The organism is Dokdonia sp. MED134, from assembly GCF_000152925.2.
Taxonomy (GTDB): domain Bacteria; phylum Bacteroidota; class Bacteroidia; order Flavobacteriales; family Flavobacteriaceae; genus Dokdonia.
The window spans coordinates 2,491,379-2,510,525 of the sequence record NZ_CP009301.1 but is presented as its reverse complement, the minus strand read 5'-3'; the positions used below and the strand labels follow the sequence as shown (position 1 = coordinate 2,510,525).

Below are 19,147 nucleotides of genomic sequence, written 5' to 3'. Positions count from 1 at the left end.
AATATCGTTCACTATAATTAGGAATTTACCTCATTGTTAGGAATATTTCCATAATTTTGACATAAATCCCAAATTATGAATTTTGAACGTATTAAAGAAAAACTAAACATCCTCGCAGATGCTGCAAAGTATGATGTCTCTTGCTCCTCTAGTGGTAGTAAGCGTGCAAATAAAAATAAAGGTTTGGGAGACTCAAGTGGTATGGGCATTTGTCACACGTACACAGAAGATGGTAGGTGTGTGTCTTTACTTAAAATTTTACTTACCAACCACTGCATCTTTGACTGTGCATACTGCGTCACTCGCAAGAGTAATGATATAAAACGAGCTGCATTTAAAGTTCAAGAGGTGGTAGATCTTACCATTAACTTTTACCGCCGTAATTATATAGAAGGATTGTTTTTGAGCAGTGGCATTTTTAAAAATGCAGACTATACAATGGAGCGACTTGTTGCTGTGGCAAAAAAGTTGCGCGAGGAAGAAAACTTTAATGGGTACATACATCTCAAATCTATACCAGGAGCCAGTGACGAGCTTATGCGAGAGGCAGGCCTGTATGCAGATAGATTATCTGTAAACATAGAGATTCCATCAGAAAAGGGATTAAAACTACTTGCGCCAGATAAGAAACGGGAAGATTTTATAAAACCTATGCAAAAGGTAAAAAATGAAATCATACAGTACAAAAGCGAGAAGAAACTCATAAAAAGCACACCTATTTATGCACCGGCAGGCCAGAGCACACAAATGATTATAGGTGCAAGCGGCGAGACAGATGCAGAGATTATGTATACCAGCGCATACTTTTATAAACAGTTTAAAATGAAACGCGTGTACTACTCTGGCTACATACCTATAAGTTATGACGAGCGTCTACCATCTATAGGCACAGAGGTACCTATGATGCGAGAAAGCAGATTATACCAAACAGACTGGCTGTTGCGTTTTTACGGGTTTGATATACGTGAGTTACTCAATAAGGAGCACCCTAATCTTGAGACAGACATAGACCCAAAGCTAAGCTGGGCACTACGTAATCTAGAACACTTTCCCGTAGATATTAATAAGGCAGACCGGAGAATGCTCGCACGCATACCAGGTATAGGGATGCAATCTGTGCATAAAATTATACAAGCACGCCGCTATAGAAAACTAAACTGGGAGCACCTTAAAGCGATAGGCATCTCTATGAACAGAGCGCAATATTTTCTCATATGTGACTCTGCAACTTTTGAGACCAAAGACCGTACTGCCGCACAATTAAAGAGCTTGATTATGGGTGCATCTGGCAGCAAGTGGCGTGGTGCATATAGTAACCAGCTCAACCTTTTTGGCTCAAATGCTCCTTTAACCACCTCTTAATATGGGAATGATAGATCAATACATATATGATGGCACCTTTGAAGGTTTTCTTTCGGCGGTGTTTGAGGTATATGAGCGCAAACCTTTGGTGGTAAAAATAGTAAGCAAGCGCATCGCTACCGAAAATTTCTTTGATGAAGAGCACACTATTTACACAGATCAAGTAAAAGCAGACCGCGTATGGAAAGGCATACAAACCAAAATAGGCAAAAAAGCAGGCGACTGGATTTATCGAGCTTTCCTCAGTGAAAAACCAGATCGTGAGCGCGTGCTTCTGCGCATTATAAAAAAAGGTTTTTTAGGACATCGGGTTACAGAAGATTATGCAGATGTAGATGTTCTGAGACTGAGCAATCTTGTAAAAATGGTGGGTCGAGAAAAACACAGAATGGATGCCTTTGTACGGTTTAAACTCACAAAAGACAATGTTTACTTTGCAGAGATAGAACCAGATTTTGACACGCTACCACTTAATGCGATTCACTTTAAAAATAGATATGCAGACCAAAAATGGCTCATTTATGACAGGTGCAGACATTATGGAGTGTACTACGACCTGCATAAAACCTCATACGTAAAGCTAGAGATTTCAAAAGATATAAATACGAGTGAGGCAGCACCTTTTTATTTCACCCACGACGAGATGCACTATCAAGATCTTTGGAAAAACTATTTTAAGAGCACTAATATTCCTTCAAGAAAGAATATGAGACTGCATTTACAACACGTACCTAGAAGATACTGGAAGTACCTTAGTGAGAAGCAGCCATAGCGATGGTTGCAATACTTAGTTCGCTTTCGCGAAAGCATAACTACTACTAGTTGAGTCCGCGTTTATCAATAAAGAAGCGTTTCATTATTTGCTCACACTCGTGCGCGAGAATACCGCGCTCTACTTTAGTTTTAGGATGCAAAGTTGTGCCCATTTTCTCATAACCACGACGTTCATCACTCGCTCCATACACAATACGACCTATCTGGCTCCAGTACAATGCTCCAGCACACATCTGGCAAGGCTCCAGTGTTACATACAAGGTGCACTGCTGCAAATATTTACCTCCTATATAATTTGAAGCACTGGTAATAGCCTGCATCTCTGCGTGCGCAGTTACATCTGTGAGACGCTCTGTAAGATTATGGGCTCTCGCAATAATCATATTATCTATCACAACAACAGCTCCCACGGGTATCTCACCTTGATCAAAAGCGGCTTGAGCCTCTTGTAGTGCTTTTTTCATAAAGTAGGTATCGTCGTATGGTTCTAGCATCTGTTGTGTTTTATAGGATATAAAAATACAGATTCAAGACGTACCTTTGTGCGATGCAAAAAAGTATTCTAGATACCATTTTAAGTCCAGCGGACTTGCGCGCTTTAACTCCGGAGCAATTACCAGTACTTGCCCAAGAGTTACGTAGGTTTATCATAGATATTATTGCTACCAAAGAAGGGCACCTAGGTGCAAGCTTAGGAGTTGTAGAACTTACCATAGCACTACACTATATATTTAACACACCTAGCGATAACCTGATTTGGGACGTAGGTCACCAAGCTTACGGGCATAAAATCCTTACAGGTCGTAAAGGCATCTTTCATACTAATAGACAAAAAGATGGTATAAGTGGTTTTCCAAACAGAGGTGAGAGTATTTATGACACCTTCGGCACAGGGCACAGTAGTACATCAATAAGTGCTGCACTGGGTATGGCGATGGCTGCTGGTCTCAAAGGAGCGCATAACCGTCATCACATAGCGGTAATAGGCGATGCATCTATAGCCAGTGGAATGGCTTTTGAAGGGCTTAATCACGCTGGAGTTACAGACGCAAACTTGCTTGTAATACTTAATGATAATGCTATAGGCATAGACCCTAGCGTAGGTGCTCTCAAGAGGTATCTTACAAACGTAAAAAAAGGTACCGCTCGTGAAGAAAATATTTTTGAGGCGCTTAATTTTAGTTACTTTGGGCCTGTAGATGGGCACGATTTAAATGCCTTAACTGAGGTTTTACAGGAGTTAAAGAAAACTAAAGGCCCTAAATTTTTACACGTAATCACTACAAAAGGTAAAGGTCTCGCTCTAGCAGAGCGTGAGCAAATCACCTATCACGCCCCAGGCAAGTTTGATGCTACAACAGGCATTAGAGTGGTAAAAGATAGCACTCCGCAGCCTCCTAAATATCAAGACGTTTTTGGCCGCACCATCGTTGAGCTTGCTACTTTAAATAAAAGAATTATAGGTATCACACCAGCAATGCCTACTGGCAGCTCTCTCAAGTATATGATTGAAGCATTTCCAGATAGAGCTTTTGACGTGGGTATTGCAGAGCAACACGCAGTAACACTTTCGGCAGGACTGGCAACGGAGGGTATGGTGGTTTTTTGCAATATATACTCAACGTTCTTACAACGTGCTTATGACCAAGTGATACACGATGTAGCGCTTCAAAACCTACCTGTTATCTTTTGTTTAGACAGAGCTGGGCTTGTGGGGCAAGATGGTGGCACACATCAAGGAGTTTATGATCTAGCCTATCTCAACTGTATTCCTAATCTTATTATTTATGCGCCTAGCGATGAGATTGCTTTGCGTAATATAATGTACACTGCCCAGCAGGGTCTCGACCATCCTATTGCGATACGTTACCCTAGGGGGAGAGGTGTTCATATAAACTGGCAATTACCATATAAAGAAATCACTATTGGTAAAGGTTACAACGTTATCAAAGGAAAGAAGACTGCAGTTGTAACTCTAGGTAGCATTCTCAAAAATGTACTGGCTGCGGTAAACGAGGTAAATGCAAGTTGTAGTGTCTATGATATGGGGTTTTTAAAACCGCTAGACACGTTTCTACTAGACACTATTTTTACTACTTATGACCATATCATTACTGTAGAAGATGGTTCAAAAATAGGCGGTCTAGGTAGTAGTGTGGGTGATTACGCTTTCGCGAAAGCGTACAAAGGATCCCTTACCATCTTAGGCATACCCGATACTTTTATAGAACACGCTACGGTAGAGCAGCAATATGAAGAAGCTGGTATTTCTGTAGCTTCACTTTCTTTACTTCTTAAAAACTTAGCATAAAAAAATCGGCAGGCTTGTGACCTACCGATTTCAAATAATCTGGACTTAACGCTACTACTCAATAATAAGTTTTGTAGTCTCCGTCCCTAGGTCTGTCTGTACTTGTAGTAAGTATATACCTGTTGCTAGACCTTCTGCCTGTAATCTTACTGTATCTTGAAGAACAACATCTTTTGAGTATACTGTACGACCATTAATATCTACAATCTTCACCGTACCTGCTCCTTGAGGAGCTGCTACTGCAATATTTATCTCTCCATTAGTAGGGTTAGGGAAGATACTAAATACACCTTCTCCTAGCTCTGCAACAGAAAGTGGACCATTACAAGGGTTTAAGTTATCTGGTGGTAGATCTGTAGCAGACGTACCATCTTCTCTTTCTCTCCAGTCTCCTTGATCTGCAGACCATCCTAAACCTCTATTTGCAAAAGAATTCCAGATGATACAACCCACGGCTGCTTTTTCATCTTCATCTGCTAGGTAAGGACTCATCTCTACGGCTGCTAGTATGGCATCACGACCATCTACAAATCCTGGGTTACAAGGTTGTAACTTAAGACCGTCTATCACTAATTGTAATGCGATATTATTACCACCAGTACCGTTGTAAATATCTGCATCAAAACCATATTCTTCTATAAGATTCCACGTCATATCCCAGATCATAGTCGTCCAAACATAACCTACTGGGTGAGGTGCTGTAGTACTTTCAAAAACAGCAACGCTATCATAAGTTGAGTTGTTTACCGCAAAGTCTGTACTATAAGGAGTAGGTCTTATTCCTCCCCCATCTGTATCTTCTCCTATTGCAAAGGTCCCTATACCACGAACATCTGCCCCAGTATCTCCTTCTTCCATTGTAAGCATTAGCCCGAAATAATCTGACCATCCTTCACTCATCACCTCTGTAGCCTTACCAGCAACACATCCATTTGCGTCAAACTGAACGCAGGTACGCATACAGTTGGAATTATTTCTTCCCCCTGTAAGTCTGTTAGACACACCGTGCCCATACTCGTGCGCAATTATACCATTATCAAGATCACCATCTACTTGGTAAGGCCCTGCAAATAAAACAGATGCATTAATAGTTTCGCCAGCAATTAGTGCTGCTATAATCGCCTCACCATCTTCTAATGACACCATCAGGTTAGGTATTGTTACCTGATCTCCTACGGCTCCAGGAGCCATTGCAATAGGTGCATCTGCGACATTATTTACTACAATAACGGCTACAGCACCAGCATTTTCGGCAGCAAGAACTTTTACCCCGAATTCACAAGCGCCTCTTCTTAATACAGCAATTTTACCTGCTAGGTCTGCCTCATTTGTAATAACATCACAAGCATCTAACTCATCTGTAGACTCTCCTCCAGAGTTATCATCTATGGCAAGAGCAAGGTCTGCGACAAGGGCCTCCTCTTCTGGAATAGGCGCTCCAAACTGTGAAGGAACTCCCACATAACCTCCAGCTAGGGGTCCTTCGGCAATAGTAACTAGATCACCAGGAGGGCCTGATGCAGAAAATAAGAACATTTGCATTCTTGGATTAATTCCGTCTGGAGGCGTTGCAAAGTTTGCGTTATTTAATCCAGATCCATCTTGTGCATCTGCAACTACAAAGTCGTCACCATCTGCCATACCCGTATAGTTGGTTTGTTGAAAATTTCCATTTTCTTCATCAAAACCATATTGATATAATATATCGTGTACGATGTTATTCCAATAAAACAAGTTAGTTGTCGCTGCATCTAACATATTTACAGGGTTTGTATCAAAGTTGTAAGGAAAGTCAAAATTAAGGGCATCACCTCCGTCTGGTGACGCTCCTATGGTTTCTTCATTATCTCCTGCGGTATCATCAAGTGCATATACATTATTACCTCTTGTAATTGTAAACTCTGCACCCTCTACTCCATCTGTATCGTGCCACCCGAAAGGTGATGCAACAGGGTCTTGAGGTTCTACTACTAAAGCAGCGTCTCCGTGGTTGGGGCTTTCTAAAGGAAGTGGATATACAAAATACTGTTCTCCAGCTAAGGCTGCATTTGCTTCATTTGCCTTAAAAAGTGTAAAGTTGTTTTCTTCTTTTACTTTTCGGCTTGTAACAGCTTTGTGGTTATGCGTTCCAAAAGAACAAGACACCACCCAGTCATTCTGGTCAAGAATCTCTCCGCTGCTTGCATCTATGCGCACACTCCACCAGTGTTTACCATCTAGTGTATGGATGTTAAGGTCCCAAGCAAGCACAAGTGCATCACCTACCGGCACGTAAACAAGCTCTACAGGTACATCTTCTAGAGAAACATTACCCGTATTAAGTAAGAACTCCTTGGTAGTAACGGTTTCAATTATTGAGAAAGAACCTGTACCTAATCCTAATCTCGTTGCTGCAGATGCTGCCGCTTGCAAAGGATTAAGTTGTGGAACTGTTGCATTAACACGTGAAGCTACGTTTGCCTCTAGTGTATTTGTCATATAAATGAGCTCTTGACCATTAAAAGCACCGTTTACAGCAGCATTAAAAATAGAAATATCATTGTATTTCTGTCCGGCATACACGTGTGTGATGCCTGTTTTTTGCGTTCTAGACTGACTGTATACATACAAGTCGTCTACATCTGAGGTTGTAATTCCAGACTCAGATCTTTGATTGATTAATTGTTCTTGCAATAGGGATACATAATCTTGGGCCTGCAAACCAGCAGCACCAAACAAGAAAAGAATAGCAAGAAATTTTGAGTAATGTTTAAGCATATATTTAGGATTTTAGTAAGCTGGGTAAAGTTATGTTATCAAATGTGTTAATACAAATGCAAAATAATGATTAACAGTCTTGTTTAACTAGAAATATTCATTCCCTTAAGCTGTTCAAAAATTTTCAACGACTTGCTATCTGTCATAACAGATACCTGATTGCATATTTCCAATAATTCTTGATAAAGAGAATTATCTTCTCCAGTACGTGTTTTAAATAATTGTATCACCAGCTTATCGTAGTGTGTCGGCTTTTCTGTAATAGCCTTACAACGCGCTGTTAATAATGTATTTAAAATTTCATATCCAGCAATCTCTTTTGAGATCACCTCGTCACTCTGGTAAATATTTGAGACACTTATTTTAAGTACGTCGTTAATTTGTGCCTCATAACTAGATTTATCTAATAAGCCTTTTGCAAAAGTACCATTGAGTATAGCCTCTTCATTATCCATAAATATAGAAACGGCTTCATCTATTAAAGTTCCTATAGCAAGCGCACGCAAGTAACCTACTCGTGCAGACTTCTCAGAAAGTGCCGCATACTTAGACCTATTAATATGAGGAACTAATTTAATAAGATACTCTAATGCATACTCTTCTGGTATGAGTCCAAGGTTTATACCATCCTCAAAATCTATAATTGTATAGCAGATATCATCTGCCGCCTCTACTAGAAATGTAAGTGGGTGTCTTGCATAACTTATATCTTCTCCTGTACGAGTCTGGATAAGTCCCAGTTCCTCTGCAACTTCTTTAAAAGCTTCCTTATCTTCTTGAAAGAAACCGTATTTCTTATCGGCTATATGCTTCGTAGGTTTATGAGGTAGTGACTCTTTTGGATATTTCATAAAAGTACCCAGAGTCGCATAAGAGAGTCTCAAGCCACCATCTGCACCAGGTCTTGACTCGGTGAGAATTTTAAATCCATTTGCATTACCTTCAAAGCTACAAAGGTCTTCATACTCCTTTTCTGTAAGCTCAGACTTAAATCGTTTACCATCTCCATTTTTAAAAAAATCACCTATAGATTTCTCTCCAGAATGACCAAAGGGAGGATTACCTATATCGTGAGCAAGCGCAGCCGCAGCGACTATAGCACCAAAATCATTCATCTTATAACCGTGTACTTCTGCCAGATGCGGGTATTTTTCTAAAATACGCTTCCCCACCTGCCTTCCTAAAGATCTTCCCACAACAGCAACTTCTAGACTGTGTGTGAGACGTGTATGAACAAAATCTGTTTTAGACAAAGGGATTACTTGTGTCTTGTCTTGTAGACTCCTAAAAGCCGATGAAAATATAATACGGTCATAGTCTACCTCAAAACCCAATCTAGTTTCATCTTGCTCTGCTCGTAATCTTTTATTTGTATCTCCCTGTCTTTTGAGTGAAAGCAGGCGTTCCCATTGCATCATAGTTATCTATTTCTTTAAGGTAGACAAGATAGTGGGTTTTACGCTTTCGCGAAAGCGTAATCTACATCTCCTCACAAATGTTAAGTAAAACAAACCCTCTTAACATTTAACTAACATAAATATTACCTGTTAATAAAGGAAGCGTAACACACCCATAACTCACCCGCTAGAAAATGTGATGATATTTGCAGCGAACAAAACAAGATTCAAAACTAACTCGATTAACAATGAAAAAATTCTTTTTAAGCGTAGCATTCGCAAGTGCACTACTAGTAAGTTGTGGAGATGATGACCAGCCAATAGTTATCACTGAAACTCCAACTGAAACTCCAACGGATACACCAGATGATACTGTAGATGCTACACTTTCTGGTGAGATTAATGAAGATCTTACGCTTACAGCAGATACTATCTGGGAGCTAGACGGTCGTGTAACGGTTACTGCTGGTAACACGCTTACTATAGAGCCGGGTACAATTATAAAAGCTTTTGCAGGACAAGAGGCAAACGCATCTGTTCTTGTAATCGCAAGAGGAGGAAAAATTGAAGCAAACGGAACTGCAGACGCACCTATCATTATGACATCTGCTGCAGATGGTATTGCAATAGGACAAACTGTAGGAACTCTTGATGAAAACACTCGTGGTTTATGGGGAGGTCTTATCGTACTAGGAAGAGCACCTATCTCTGAAGATGGTGATATAGAAGCAACACAAATTGAAGGTATCCCTGCAGATGACACAAACGGGCTTTACGGAGGTACTGATGCTGCAGATGATTCTGGAACTATATCTTATGTTTCTATCCGTCACGGAGGAACTTTAATAGGAGAAGGAAACGAAATTAATGGTCTTACACTAGGTGGTGTAGGTACAGGTACAACTGTAGATCACGTAGAGGTTGTAGGAAATGTAGATGACGGAGTAGAATTCTTCGGAGGAACAGTAAACGCTTCTAACCTATTAGTATGGGCACAAGGAGATGACGGTCTTGATATCGACCAAGCTTACTCTGGAACTATCACAAACTCTGTAGTAGTAGCTGGAAACATTTCTGACCACGCACTTGAAATAGACGGACCAGAAGGATCTTTAAACGGTGCTTTTGTAATAGATGGTCTTACTATCATAGGTAGCGCTGATGCTTCAAATGGTGAGTATGCAGATTACCGTGATGGTGCTCAAGGAGCAACAAACAACGTATATGCTACAGGATTCCAAGATGGTAAAGATGTAGAGCTTGACAACAATGGAGTTGCTCAAAACTACATAGACGGTTTAGTAAGCTTCTCAAACTGGGTAGTAAACGGACCAACAGAGGCAAACAGCATCTTTGTAGAAAAAACTGGAGACGGTGAGTCTACAATAATCACTCCTTCATTTACAGATCAAGCTGCAGACTGGGCAACAACAGGAGCATCTGGTGGTGCAGACCTTACAGTATTTGGATGGACATTTGCAGCAGCAAGTACATCTGGTGTGATTGACTAATTAATATAATATCACAATACACCAAAATTATCAATTGAGATTTGCCCGCTAGCTATAGCGGGCAATCTTATGAATTATAACACCTATGAAAACTTTAATTTATTCATTCTTTCTTTTAGTAACTGCCATAAGTTTACAAGCTCAAACTGGTACCATTGCAGGTACTGTAAATGACGGTCAACTTAATGACATTTTACCATTTGCAAACATCCTCGTTCAAGGAACTACTAAAGGAACCACCTCAGACTTTGATGGTAAATACACACTGGATGTCGAGCCAGGAACGTATGTAATCGAATTCTCGTTTGTGGGATACACTACACAACAAATTTCTGAAGTTGTGGTAAAAGAAGGAAAAACCACTGTACTAGACGTAACACTTTCTGGAGCGTCACTAGACGAGGTTGTCATCACAACTACTGCACGTAAAAACACAGAACAATCTGTTTTGAATCTACAGAGAAAATCTGTGCAGTTACTAGATGGTCTTTCATTAGAAAGCATCAAGAAAAGTGGAGCAAGTAACGTAGCCTCTGCTGTACGTAATGTACCAGGGGTATCTGTACAAGGAGGTAAATATGTATACGTACGTGGTCTTGGAGATCGCTACACAAAAACAATACTTAATGGTGTAGATGTACCAGGTTTAGATCCAGACCGTAATACACTACAACTAGACATCTTCCCATCGTCACTACTTGAAAACATTATCGTAGTAAAATCATCTACTGCAGATCAACCTGCAGATTTTACAGGTGGAGTTGTAGATATCGTAACAAAAGACATTCCTAACGGAAAACAGTCTAGCGCATCTATTGGGTTAGGTTACAATCCAGACTTTCACTTTAACAGTAATTATATCACTAACGAGTCTAGTGGTACTGACTTTTTAGGTTTTGATGACGGTTTACGTAGCAACCCTTTTAATGAGAACCAAGAATTCAACTTTCCTACGACTACGCCAAATACGGCAGAGTTTCTTGCTGGAAGACTTAACCCTACCCTGGCAGCAGCACGTGAAAATAGTGGTGCAGATATGAGCCTGTCATTTACCACAGGTAACTCTTATGATGTAGGTGACAACAAACTCGGTTTCCTTGCTTCTGTTTCTTATAAGAACGAAACTACTTATTATGATAATTATGTAGATGGACAACGTTTTAGAAAAGATACAGATCCTAGTATTTTTGAGTTAAATACTGATAGAACGCAACAAGGTGAAAGAGGAGAAAACAATGTACTAATAAGTGCACTAGGAGGCCTATCGTACAAGACAGACCGCTCTAAGTATCGCTTTAATGTACTACACATACAAAATGGTGAGTCTGGAGCATCTCTCTTGACACAAACTAACCGTATAGATAACAGTAACACGGTTAAAAAAGACGTTCTTATTTACACAGAGCGTGCTCTTACTAACCTCTTTTTTAGTGGTAAACATACTAATGAAGATGCGAGCTGGACAACAGAGTGGAAATTATCTCCTACGTTTTCAAATGTAGATGATAAAGATTTCAGATCAACTCCTTTCTTAATTAATGAAGATTCTGGAGATTTTATTATAAGTCCATCTGAGTCTGGTGATGCTTCACGTTTTTTTAGAGAACTAGATGAAATAAATGTAGCAAGTAAATTAGACTTAACACGCAAGCACCAACTTTTTGAAAAAGATGCTAAGCTTAAATTTGGAGGAGCATTTACATACAAACAACGTGATTTTGCCACAATACGTTTTTCTACACCATTTAGAAACTTTGACTCTACTTTATTAAACGGAGATCCAAATGCTATTTTAGGGCAATATGCTTACAGCGCTACAGATGATTCTGGATTTTTTGTAAGAAAAGATTCAAACGAAAATGATTCTTTTGATTCTAATATGAATATTGCTGCGCTTTATGCGTCAGAAGAGTTTAGACCTTCTAGCTGGTTTACAGCAATTGTAGGTTTACGTGCAGAGAAGTTTGATCTTATTTATTCAGGACAAAACCAGAATGGACAAATCTTTGATGGTGAGAAAATTTTAGACAAATTTGATTTTTATCCGTCTGCAAACTTAATCTTTGATATGAATGAAGAAGGTGCTCAAAAACTGAGAGCTTCTTTTGCAAGAACAACGGCGAGACCATCATTTAAAGAAGCGTCTAATGCACAAATCTTTGACCCGATAAATAGTCTCTTGTTTATAGGTAACATAAATCTACAGCCTTCATATATAAACAACTTCGACCTTCGTTATGAGATTTACGGAGAAGAAGAAAAGAAGTTTGGACTAGGTGACTTCGTAGCACTTTCTGGGTTTTATAAGGAATTCAAAGATCCTATAGAACTAACATTCATTAAAGAAGCGACTGGGCAAATAACACCCAGAAACCTTGGTGACGCAGAGGTCTATGGTATAGAGCTTGAGGTACGTAAAAGTCTTGATATTATAGGACTTGACAATTTCTCTCTTAACGTAAACACATCTATCATTGAGTCTAATGAAACTTACAATGCTGATGAACTAATTTTTAGAGAAAACCTTTTAAGAGAAGGTGAAAGTCTAGGAGATGGCCGTGTACTACAAGGACAATCACCTTATTTACTAAATGCAGGTATTGCTTTTGAATCTAAAGAAACAGGATGGAAATCAGGCCTTTTTTACAACGTACAAGGTAAAACACTACAAATTGTTGCATCTGAAGAAGTACCAGATGTATATACACTTCCATTTAACGATCTTAAGTTTAACCTTTCAAAGTCCTTTGGAGAAGATCAAAATCAAACTATCACCTTTAAAGCTGGTAACTTACTTAATGATGACCGTGAGAGTGTTTTCCAATCGTTTGGAGCAGAAGACCAGTTATTCTCTAAGTGGAGCCCTGGACAAGATTTTAGCTTAAGCTACAGCTTTAAGTTTTAATCAACAATTATTTGAATTAGCCACAAAAAAAAGGTCTCCATAGCGGAGACCTTTTTTTTATAATATATGGGGAAAATATGTTCGCTTTCGCGAAAGCGTAAATATTATCTATTGCTTACTACTCGTGTCCCTTCGTTTTTCCAAGTGTTTACCTCTGCAACTCTAGAATCTCTGTAATTAACCTCTGTAAGCTTCTCTGATGACCAGAAAAACCAAGTACCTACTTTTTGTCCCTTATCGTATTGAGCTGTTGCTGTTTTGTTTCCATTACGATCAAAACTTGTCCATTCTCCTGTAATTTTACCATCCTTTGTAAAGTAACCCGTCTGACTTACCTCTCCTGTATCAAAATGAATTGTCGCTTCAATGACATCTCCATTTTCTACGTATGTGTTTTTTACAACATCATCTTGTGCCTGTACAGAAACTACCATTAAAAGTGCCGCCGCTATCATCATTATCTTTTTCATATTCTTCGCTTTTTAATTATTTACCCTGTAAAGATAACTTAAACTTTACCATTAATCAACAATAAGGTAACTTTTTATTTACATAAAGTTTACATTAAATCTATATTTATCTCATTTTCAATGATTTATATAATTTTTTTTAACAATTATAATTTACATACAGACAGATAGTTAGCATTAAAAAAGTCCATTTTACCATCACATTAGTAATAGTAATATTGTTCTTCACGCTATAAAACTTCTTATCTTTCGCACGACTTAACCTTTAGATAATACCTAGGGTTTTTAGATTTAAGATTTTTGCACTTTTAGTCTTTTCAGTACGTTTTTATGGATAACATTTACATATTTATGATTGCCGCTCTTGCAATTCTTGCCATTGCAGATCTTGTAGTAGGAGTGAGTAATGATGCGGTAAACTTTTTAAACTCGGCTATAGGATCAAAAGCTGTCACGTTTAGAACAGTGATGATTGTTGCTAGTGTAGGTATTGCCTTTGGGGCTTTATCATCAAGTGGTATGATGGAGGTTGCTCGTAAGGGTATTTTTGACCCTAGTCAGTTTTACTTCAATGAGATTATGATCATATTTATGGCAGTAATGATTACAGATATCATACTGCTAGATATTTTTAATAGTCTAGGTATGCCTACCTCTACTACTGTATCTATTGTATTTGAGCTTTTAGGTGCAGCCGTAGTAATGTCTATTATTAAGATTTCTAACAATAGTGACTCACTCTTACAACTGGGCGAGTATATTAACACTGATAAGGCTACAGAGATCATTTTAGGTATTTTACTCTCCGTCTTTATTGCATTTTCTGTGGGAGCTATTATACAGCTCATTACAAGAGTACTCCTTACTTTTGATTTTCAGAAAAAGGCATCTTGGGTTGCAGCTGTTTTTGGTGGTATTGCGGTATCTGCAATTTCTTATTTTATCATCATAAAAGGGCTTAAAGGTGCAGATATACTTCCTCCTGCTTTTAGTAGCTGGGCAAATGAAAACCTTATACAATTTCTAGGTGCAAACTTTATTGTGTGGACCATACTATCTTGGGTATCTCACGCAATATTAAAACAAAACATTTATAGACTTGTAATCATACTAGGAACCTTTGCTCTTGCAATGGCATTTGCTGGTAATGACCTAGTAAACTTCATAGGTGTCCCTATGGCAGCTTATAACTCTTTTGGGGCGTGGTCTGGCTCAGGTATTTTACCAGAAGCTTTTAGTATGGAGCAACTAGCCGAAAAAGTACCTACACAACCTATACTCCTCCTCATTGCAGGACTTATAATGGTGTTAACACTCTGGTTTAGTAAAAAGGCTAGACGCGTAGTAAAAACCTCTGTAGATTTATCACGTCAAGACGAGGTAAAGGAGCGTTTTAAACCTAACTGGGTTTCTCAAAATCTAGTACGCCTAGTTATCATCGCAAATACCGGGGTTAATAAAATATTACCTGCTCCTATTAGAAATAGAATAAACAAAAGCTTTACCCCTGTCTTAATGACAAGCACAAAAGCAATAGACGCTCCAGCTTTTGATATGGTGCGTGCAGCAGTAAACCTAGTTGTTGCGAGTGTACTTATCTCAATAGCTACGGGTCTTAAATTACCATTATCTACCACCTACGTTACGTTTATGGTTGCAATGGGAACTTCTCTTGCAGATCGTGCGTGGGGAGCAGAAAGCGCCGTATATCGTGTTGCGGGAGTACTTAATGTAATAGGAGGATGGTTCTTAACAGCATTTAGCGCATTTACAGCGGCTGGTATATTTGCATACCTAATGTACTTAGGTGGCAACCTAGCTATAATAGGTCTTTTTATACTCGCCATAGCTATGCTCGTACGTAACTATATAGCAACAAAAAAGAGTAATAAGGAAGCGCAGATAGAAGAAGACTTACGTAAAGCAGAGAGTCACACCATCTCTGGAATTATAGAAGAAAGTGCAGACAATATTGCAAAAACAATCTTACGTACCAATAAGATCTACACTGGTACTCTTAAAGGTCTTGCAAAAAATAAAGTGGGCAGCCTTAAGAAAAGTAGAGGCACCGTAGAGAAGCTCAATGATGAGATAGATGAACTGCGCAACAACATCTTTTACTTTATAAAGAATCTTGAAGAAACCTCTGTACGTGGCTCTAACTTCTACATTGAGATATTAGGCTATCTAGAAGATATCACGCAATCACTTGAGTACATCGCAAAGTCTAGTTACAAACACGTAAATAATAACCACAAGCCACTGCGCTTTACTCAAATTAAAGACCTACAAGAGATAGATAACAAGCTTAGTGAGTTTTTACAAGAAACAGCCACTGCCTTTAATGATCGTAACTATATGCGTATAGAAGCTCTTTTAGGTAGAAAAGATGAACTCTATGGCCAGGTTACAGATAAGATTCAAAAGCAAGTAGAGCGCACACGCTCTGAGGAGTCTTCTCCTAAGAATACCACTCTTTACTTTGGTTTACTACTAGAGACAAAAGACCTAATTGAGGAAATTCTAAATCTTCTTGATTTATATAATTCAGAGCATAAGAGATCTTAATCTCATAATTTAGTTTACAAAAAGCCCTATACATCGCGTATAGGGCTTTTATTATATAGGAGACAAGTACGCTTTCGCGAAAGCGTAACGCCTCTAAAAACGTTAATGATACGTCAAAACTCTTGTTAATAATACTTAACACACATCATATGCCGGACACCTCATTGTAACTTACGTATCTAACCAAAATATAGATAGATATGTCAGATATAATAAAAGATAAAGAAGACCCAACTGAAGAGTATTTACTTCAAGATAATAAGAAAACTCGTTTTGGAGCTACGTTTATAATTATCACATTAGTGATTCTTATAATCGCCGTAGCAGCGACCTATTTTGTATTAGGATTCTAAAATTAAAACTGTTTAAATAAAAAACGGCTCTCTATAAAATAGAGAGCCGTTTTTTTGGTTAGTTATGTTTGACGGTTTATGATCCGCACATTAAACAATCGTCATCACCTTCGGCAGCTTTTGCTTGTGCTATGATAGCCTTCATTTCTTCTGGCGTCATAGGGGCTGTGTTAGGCTGCTGTGCAGTAGTTTGCTCTTTAAGTTGTGCTTGCTGTGCTTCATAAGCAGGAGCTGGCTCTTCTAAGCTCATTTGCACTTGCATATCTGCAACGTTTTGCGCGTGTTGAGCGATAGCATCTACCTTAGATATCTCTGCTTGTGGAGCAGGTATAGGTGCTGGTGCTGGCGCTTGAGTTGCTGTAAGCGTTTGTGCAGCTCTTGCCGCTACTTGCTGTTTTGGCGCTGTAGGTGCAGTAACCGGAGCTTCTTTTTTCTTTGCAGAAAGTGTAAACTTCTTAGCATCTACCGCAGATTTTGTACGGAGGTAATACATACCTGTTTTTAATCCGCTTTGCCACGCGTAGAAGTGCATAGAGGTAAGCTTTGCAAAGTTTGCCCCTTCCATAAATAAGTTAAGAGATTGTGACTGGTCAATAAAGTACCCTCTCTGGCGAGACATATCTATAATATCTTTCATAGACATTTCCCATACAGTTTTATACAGTTCTTTTAAGTCTGCAGGTATCACATCTATCCCTTGTATAGATCCATTTGCACGCATAATAGCTGCTTTAAGATCATCATTCCAAAGGTTAAGCGCTACAAGGTCTTCTAGTAAGTGCTTGTTTACCACAATAAACTCTCCAGATAGTACACGACGTGTATAAATATTAGAAGTATATGGTTCAAAAGCTTCGTTATTACCAAGTATTTGAGAAGTAGATGCTGTAGGCATAGGTGCTACAAGTAGCGAGTTACGCACACCGTGCTCCATTACTTCTTTACGAAGTGATGCCCAGTCCCAACGACCACTTAATTCCTCATCTTTTATATTCCATAGGTTATACTGGAACTCTCCTTGTGATATAGGTGATCCTTCAAAACTTTGGTAAGGTCCTTCTACCTTAGCCATATCTTTTGAAGCTGTTACCGCTGCAAAATATAGTGTCTCAAAAATCTCTTGGTTAAGCTTTTTAGCCTCGTCACTTGTAAAAGGTAAACGCAGTTTTATAAATGTATCTGCAAGACCCTGCACGCCAAGTCCAATAGGACGGTGACGCATATTAGAGTTTTCTGCCTCAATTACTGGGTAGTAGTTACGGTCTATCACCTTGTTAAGGTTCTTAGTAGCGCGTACTGTGATATTGTAAAGTTCTTGGTGGTCAAAAGCACCATTCTTTACAAACATAGGCAGTGCAATAGATGCAAGGTTACATACTGCCACCTCGTCTTCTGATGTGTACTCAAGAATCTCTGTACATAAGTTTGAAGAACGTATGGTACCAAGATTTTTCTGGTTAGACTTACGGTTTGCAGCATCCTTGTAGAGCATATATGGTGTACCTGTCTCTATTTGAGACTCCATAATTTTCTCCCACAGTTCACGTGCTTTTATAGTCCTGCGACCTCTTTCTTCTTGCTCGTACTTTGTATAAAGCGCTTCAAACTCTTCACCGTGTACGTTAAAAAGGTCTGGACATTCATTAGGACACATAAGTGTCCACTTTCCATCCTCTTGTACTCGTTTCATAAACAAGTCTGAGATCCACATTGCATAAAAAAGATCACGGGCTCTCATCTCTTCTGCTCCGTGGTTTTTCTTAAGATCTAAGAAGTCAAAAATATCTGCGTGCCAAGGCTCCATATAGATTGCAAAAGAACCTTTACGTTTTCCTCCTCCTTGATCTACATAACGTGCCGTGTCGTTAAACACTTTAAGCATAGGCACAATACCGTTAGACGTACCATTAGTACCTCCTATGTATGCTCCCTTTGCACGTATGTTGTGTATAGATAATCCTATACCTCCTGCGCTTTGAGAAATCTTTGCTGTTTGCTTAAGTGTATCATATATACCTTCTATACTGTCATCCTTCATTGTAAGTAGGAAACAAGATGACATTTGAGGCTTAGGTGTACCTGAGTTAAATAATGTAGGTGTAGCGTGTGTAAAGTACTTCTTAGACATTAACATATATGTCTCCTTTGCTGCCTCTAGATCGTTAAGGTGAATCCCTATAGATACACGCATTAACATATGTTGAGGACGCTCTGCTATCTGGCCATTGATTTTAAGTAGGTATGAACGCTCAAGTGTTTTAAAACCAAAGTAATCATATCCAAAATCACGGTTATAGATAATTGTTGAGTCTAGCTCATCTTTGTTGTCCATTATGACTTTATACACCTCGTCTGCAACCATAGGTGCTTTTTTACCAGTACGTGGGTTAACGTATTGATAAAGGTCTGTCATCACTTCAGAAAATGACTTCTTTGTGTTCTTATGTAGGTTTGATACAGAGATACGTGCTGCCAGCTTTGCATAATCTGGGTGACTTGTAGTCATAGACGCTGCAGTTTCTGCTGCAAGGTTATCTAGTTCACTTGTAGTAACACCGTCGTACAACCCTTCTATAACACGCATTGAGATCTTTACCGGATCTACAAAATCACTTAGCTCGTAACATAACTTCTTTACCCTTGCGGTGATTTTGTCAAACATAACCGGTTCCTGACGGCCATCTCTTTTTACTACATACATAGACTTAAAATATTGTGAATTCTCATAAGTTTCCCCCT

At 39.0% G+C, this 19,147-nt stretch carries 12 protein-coding genes; 7 read left to right on the top strand and 5 right to left on the bottom strand.

Annotated features, from left to right (window positions below; translation table 11 throughout):
- The first annotated feature begins 75 nt into the window (after nucleotides 1–75).
- Both MED134_RS11060 and MED134_RS11055 read left to right on the top strand, forming a co-directional pair.
- Entirely contained in the window at nucleotides 76–1,362 is a 1,287-nt protein-coding gene (locus MED134_RS11060; protein WP_038599012.1) for a putative DNA modification/repair radical SAM protein, read from the top strand.
- Nucleotide 1,363: 1 nt separating this feature from the next.
- Nucleotides 1,364–2,134 carry a TIGR03915 family putative DNA repair protein gene (locus tag MED134_RS11055; RefSeq protein ID WP_084811665.1) on the top strand — a complete coding sequence of 257 codons (771 nt, stop codon included), beginning with the start codon at nucleotides 1,364–1,366 and terminating at the stop codon, nucleotides 2,132–2,134.
- A 46-nt stretch (nucleotides 2,135–2,180) separates the two neighbouring features.
- On the opposite strand, the gene MED134_RS11050 is transcribed toward MED134_RS11055, so the two are convergent.
- Nucleotides 2,181–2,630 carry a nucleoside deaminase gene (locus MED134_RS11050; protein WP_035327102.1) on the bottom strand — a complete coding sequence of 150 codons (450 nt, stop codon included), beginning with the start codon at nucleotides 2,628–2,630 and terminating at the stop codon, nucleotides 2,181–2,183.
- A gap of 53 nt (nucleotides 2,631–2,683) precedes the next feature.
- Here MED134_RS11050 and MED134_RS11045 point away from each other — a divergent pair, with 53 nt between their 5' ends.
- A complete protein-coding gene (locus MED134_RS11045; RefSeq protein ID WP_038599009.1) occupies nucleotides 2,684–4,447 on the top strand; it encodes a 1-deoxy-D-xylulose-5-phosphate synthase in 1,764 nt (587 codons plus the stop codon).
- 54 nt (nucleotides 4,448–4,501) lie between these two features.
- Here MED134_RS11045 and MED134_RS11040 read toward each other — a convergent pair whose 3' ends face one another.
- Together MED134_RS11040 and dgt are read right to left on the bottom strand one after the other, a co-directional pair.
- Complete coding sequence (locus MED134_RS11040; RefSeq protein ID WP_038599005.1) at nucleotides 4,502–7,204, bottom strand: T9SS-dependent M36 family metallopeptidase; 2,703 nt, start codon at nucleotides 7,202–7,204, stop codon at nucleotides 4,502–4,504.
- An 83-nt stretch (nucleotides 7,205–7,287) separates the two neighbouring features.
- Nucleotides 7,288–8,619 (bottom strand): dGTP triphosphohydrolase, encoded by a 1,332-nt coding sequence (gene dgt / locus MED134_RS11035; RefSeq protein WP_038601204.1) that lies wholly within the window; start codon nucleotides 8,617–8,619, stop codon nucleotides 7,288–7,290.
- A 230-nt stretch (nucleotides 8,620–8,849) separates the two neighbouring features.
- Between dgt and MED134_RS11030 the strand changes: the two genes are divergently transcribed.
- Nucleotides 8,850–10,112, top strand: coding sequence for a hypothetical protein (locus MED134_RS11030; protein WP_038599001.1), 1,263 nt, complete (start codon nucleotides 8,850–8,852; stop codon nucleotides 10,110–10,112).
- 85 nt (nucleotides 10,113–10,197) lie between these two features.
- A complete protein-coding gene (locus tag MED134_RS11025) occupies nucleotides 10,198–13,017 on the top strand; it encodes a TonB-dependent receptor (RefSeq protein WP_038598998.1) in 2,820 nt (939 codons plus the stop codon).
- A gap of 104 nt (nucleotides 13,018–13,121) precedes the next feature.
- Here MED134_RS11025 and MED134_RS11020 read toward each other — a convergent pair whose 3' ends face one another.
- Nucleotides 13,122–13,487 carry a toxin-antitoxin system YwqK family antitoxin gene (locus MED134_RS11020; RefSeq protein ID WP_038598995.1) on the bottom strand — a complete coding sequence of 122 codons (366 nt, stop codon included), beginning with the start codon at nucleotides 13,485–13,487 and terminating at the stop codon, nucleotides 13,122–13,124.
- Nucleotides 13,488–13,817: 330 nt separating this feature from the next.
- On the opposite strand from MED134_RS11020, the gene MED134_RS11015 reads away from it, so the two are divergent.
- Nucleotides 13,818–16,055 carry an inorganic phosphate transporter gene (locus MED134_RS11015; RefSeq protein WP_038598992.1) on the top strand — a complete coding sequence of 746 codons (2,238 nt, stop codon included), beginning with the start codon at nucleotides 13,818–13,820 and terminating at the stop codon, nucleotides 16,053–16,055.
- A gap of 200 nt (nucleotides 16,056–16,255) precedes the next feature.
- A complete protein-coding gene (locus MED134_RS15345; RefSeq protein WP_169741093.1) occupies nucleotides 16,256–16,408 on the top strand; it encodes a hypothetical protein in 153 nt (50 codons plus the stop codon).
- 76 nt (nucleotides 16,409–16,484) lie between these two features.
- On the opposite strand, the gene MED134_RS11010 is transcribed toward MED134_RS15345, so the two are convergent.
- Nucleotides 16,485–19,109: a ribonucleoside-diphosphate reductase subunit alpha gene (locus tag MED134_RS11010; RefSeq protein ID WP_038598989.1), complete on the bottom strand. Its 2,625-nt coding sequence runs from the start codon at nucleotides 19,107–19,109 to the stop codon at nucleotides 16,485–16,487.
- Nucleotides 19,110–19,147: the final 38 nt, after the last annotated feature.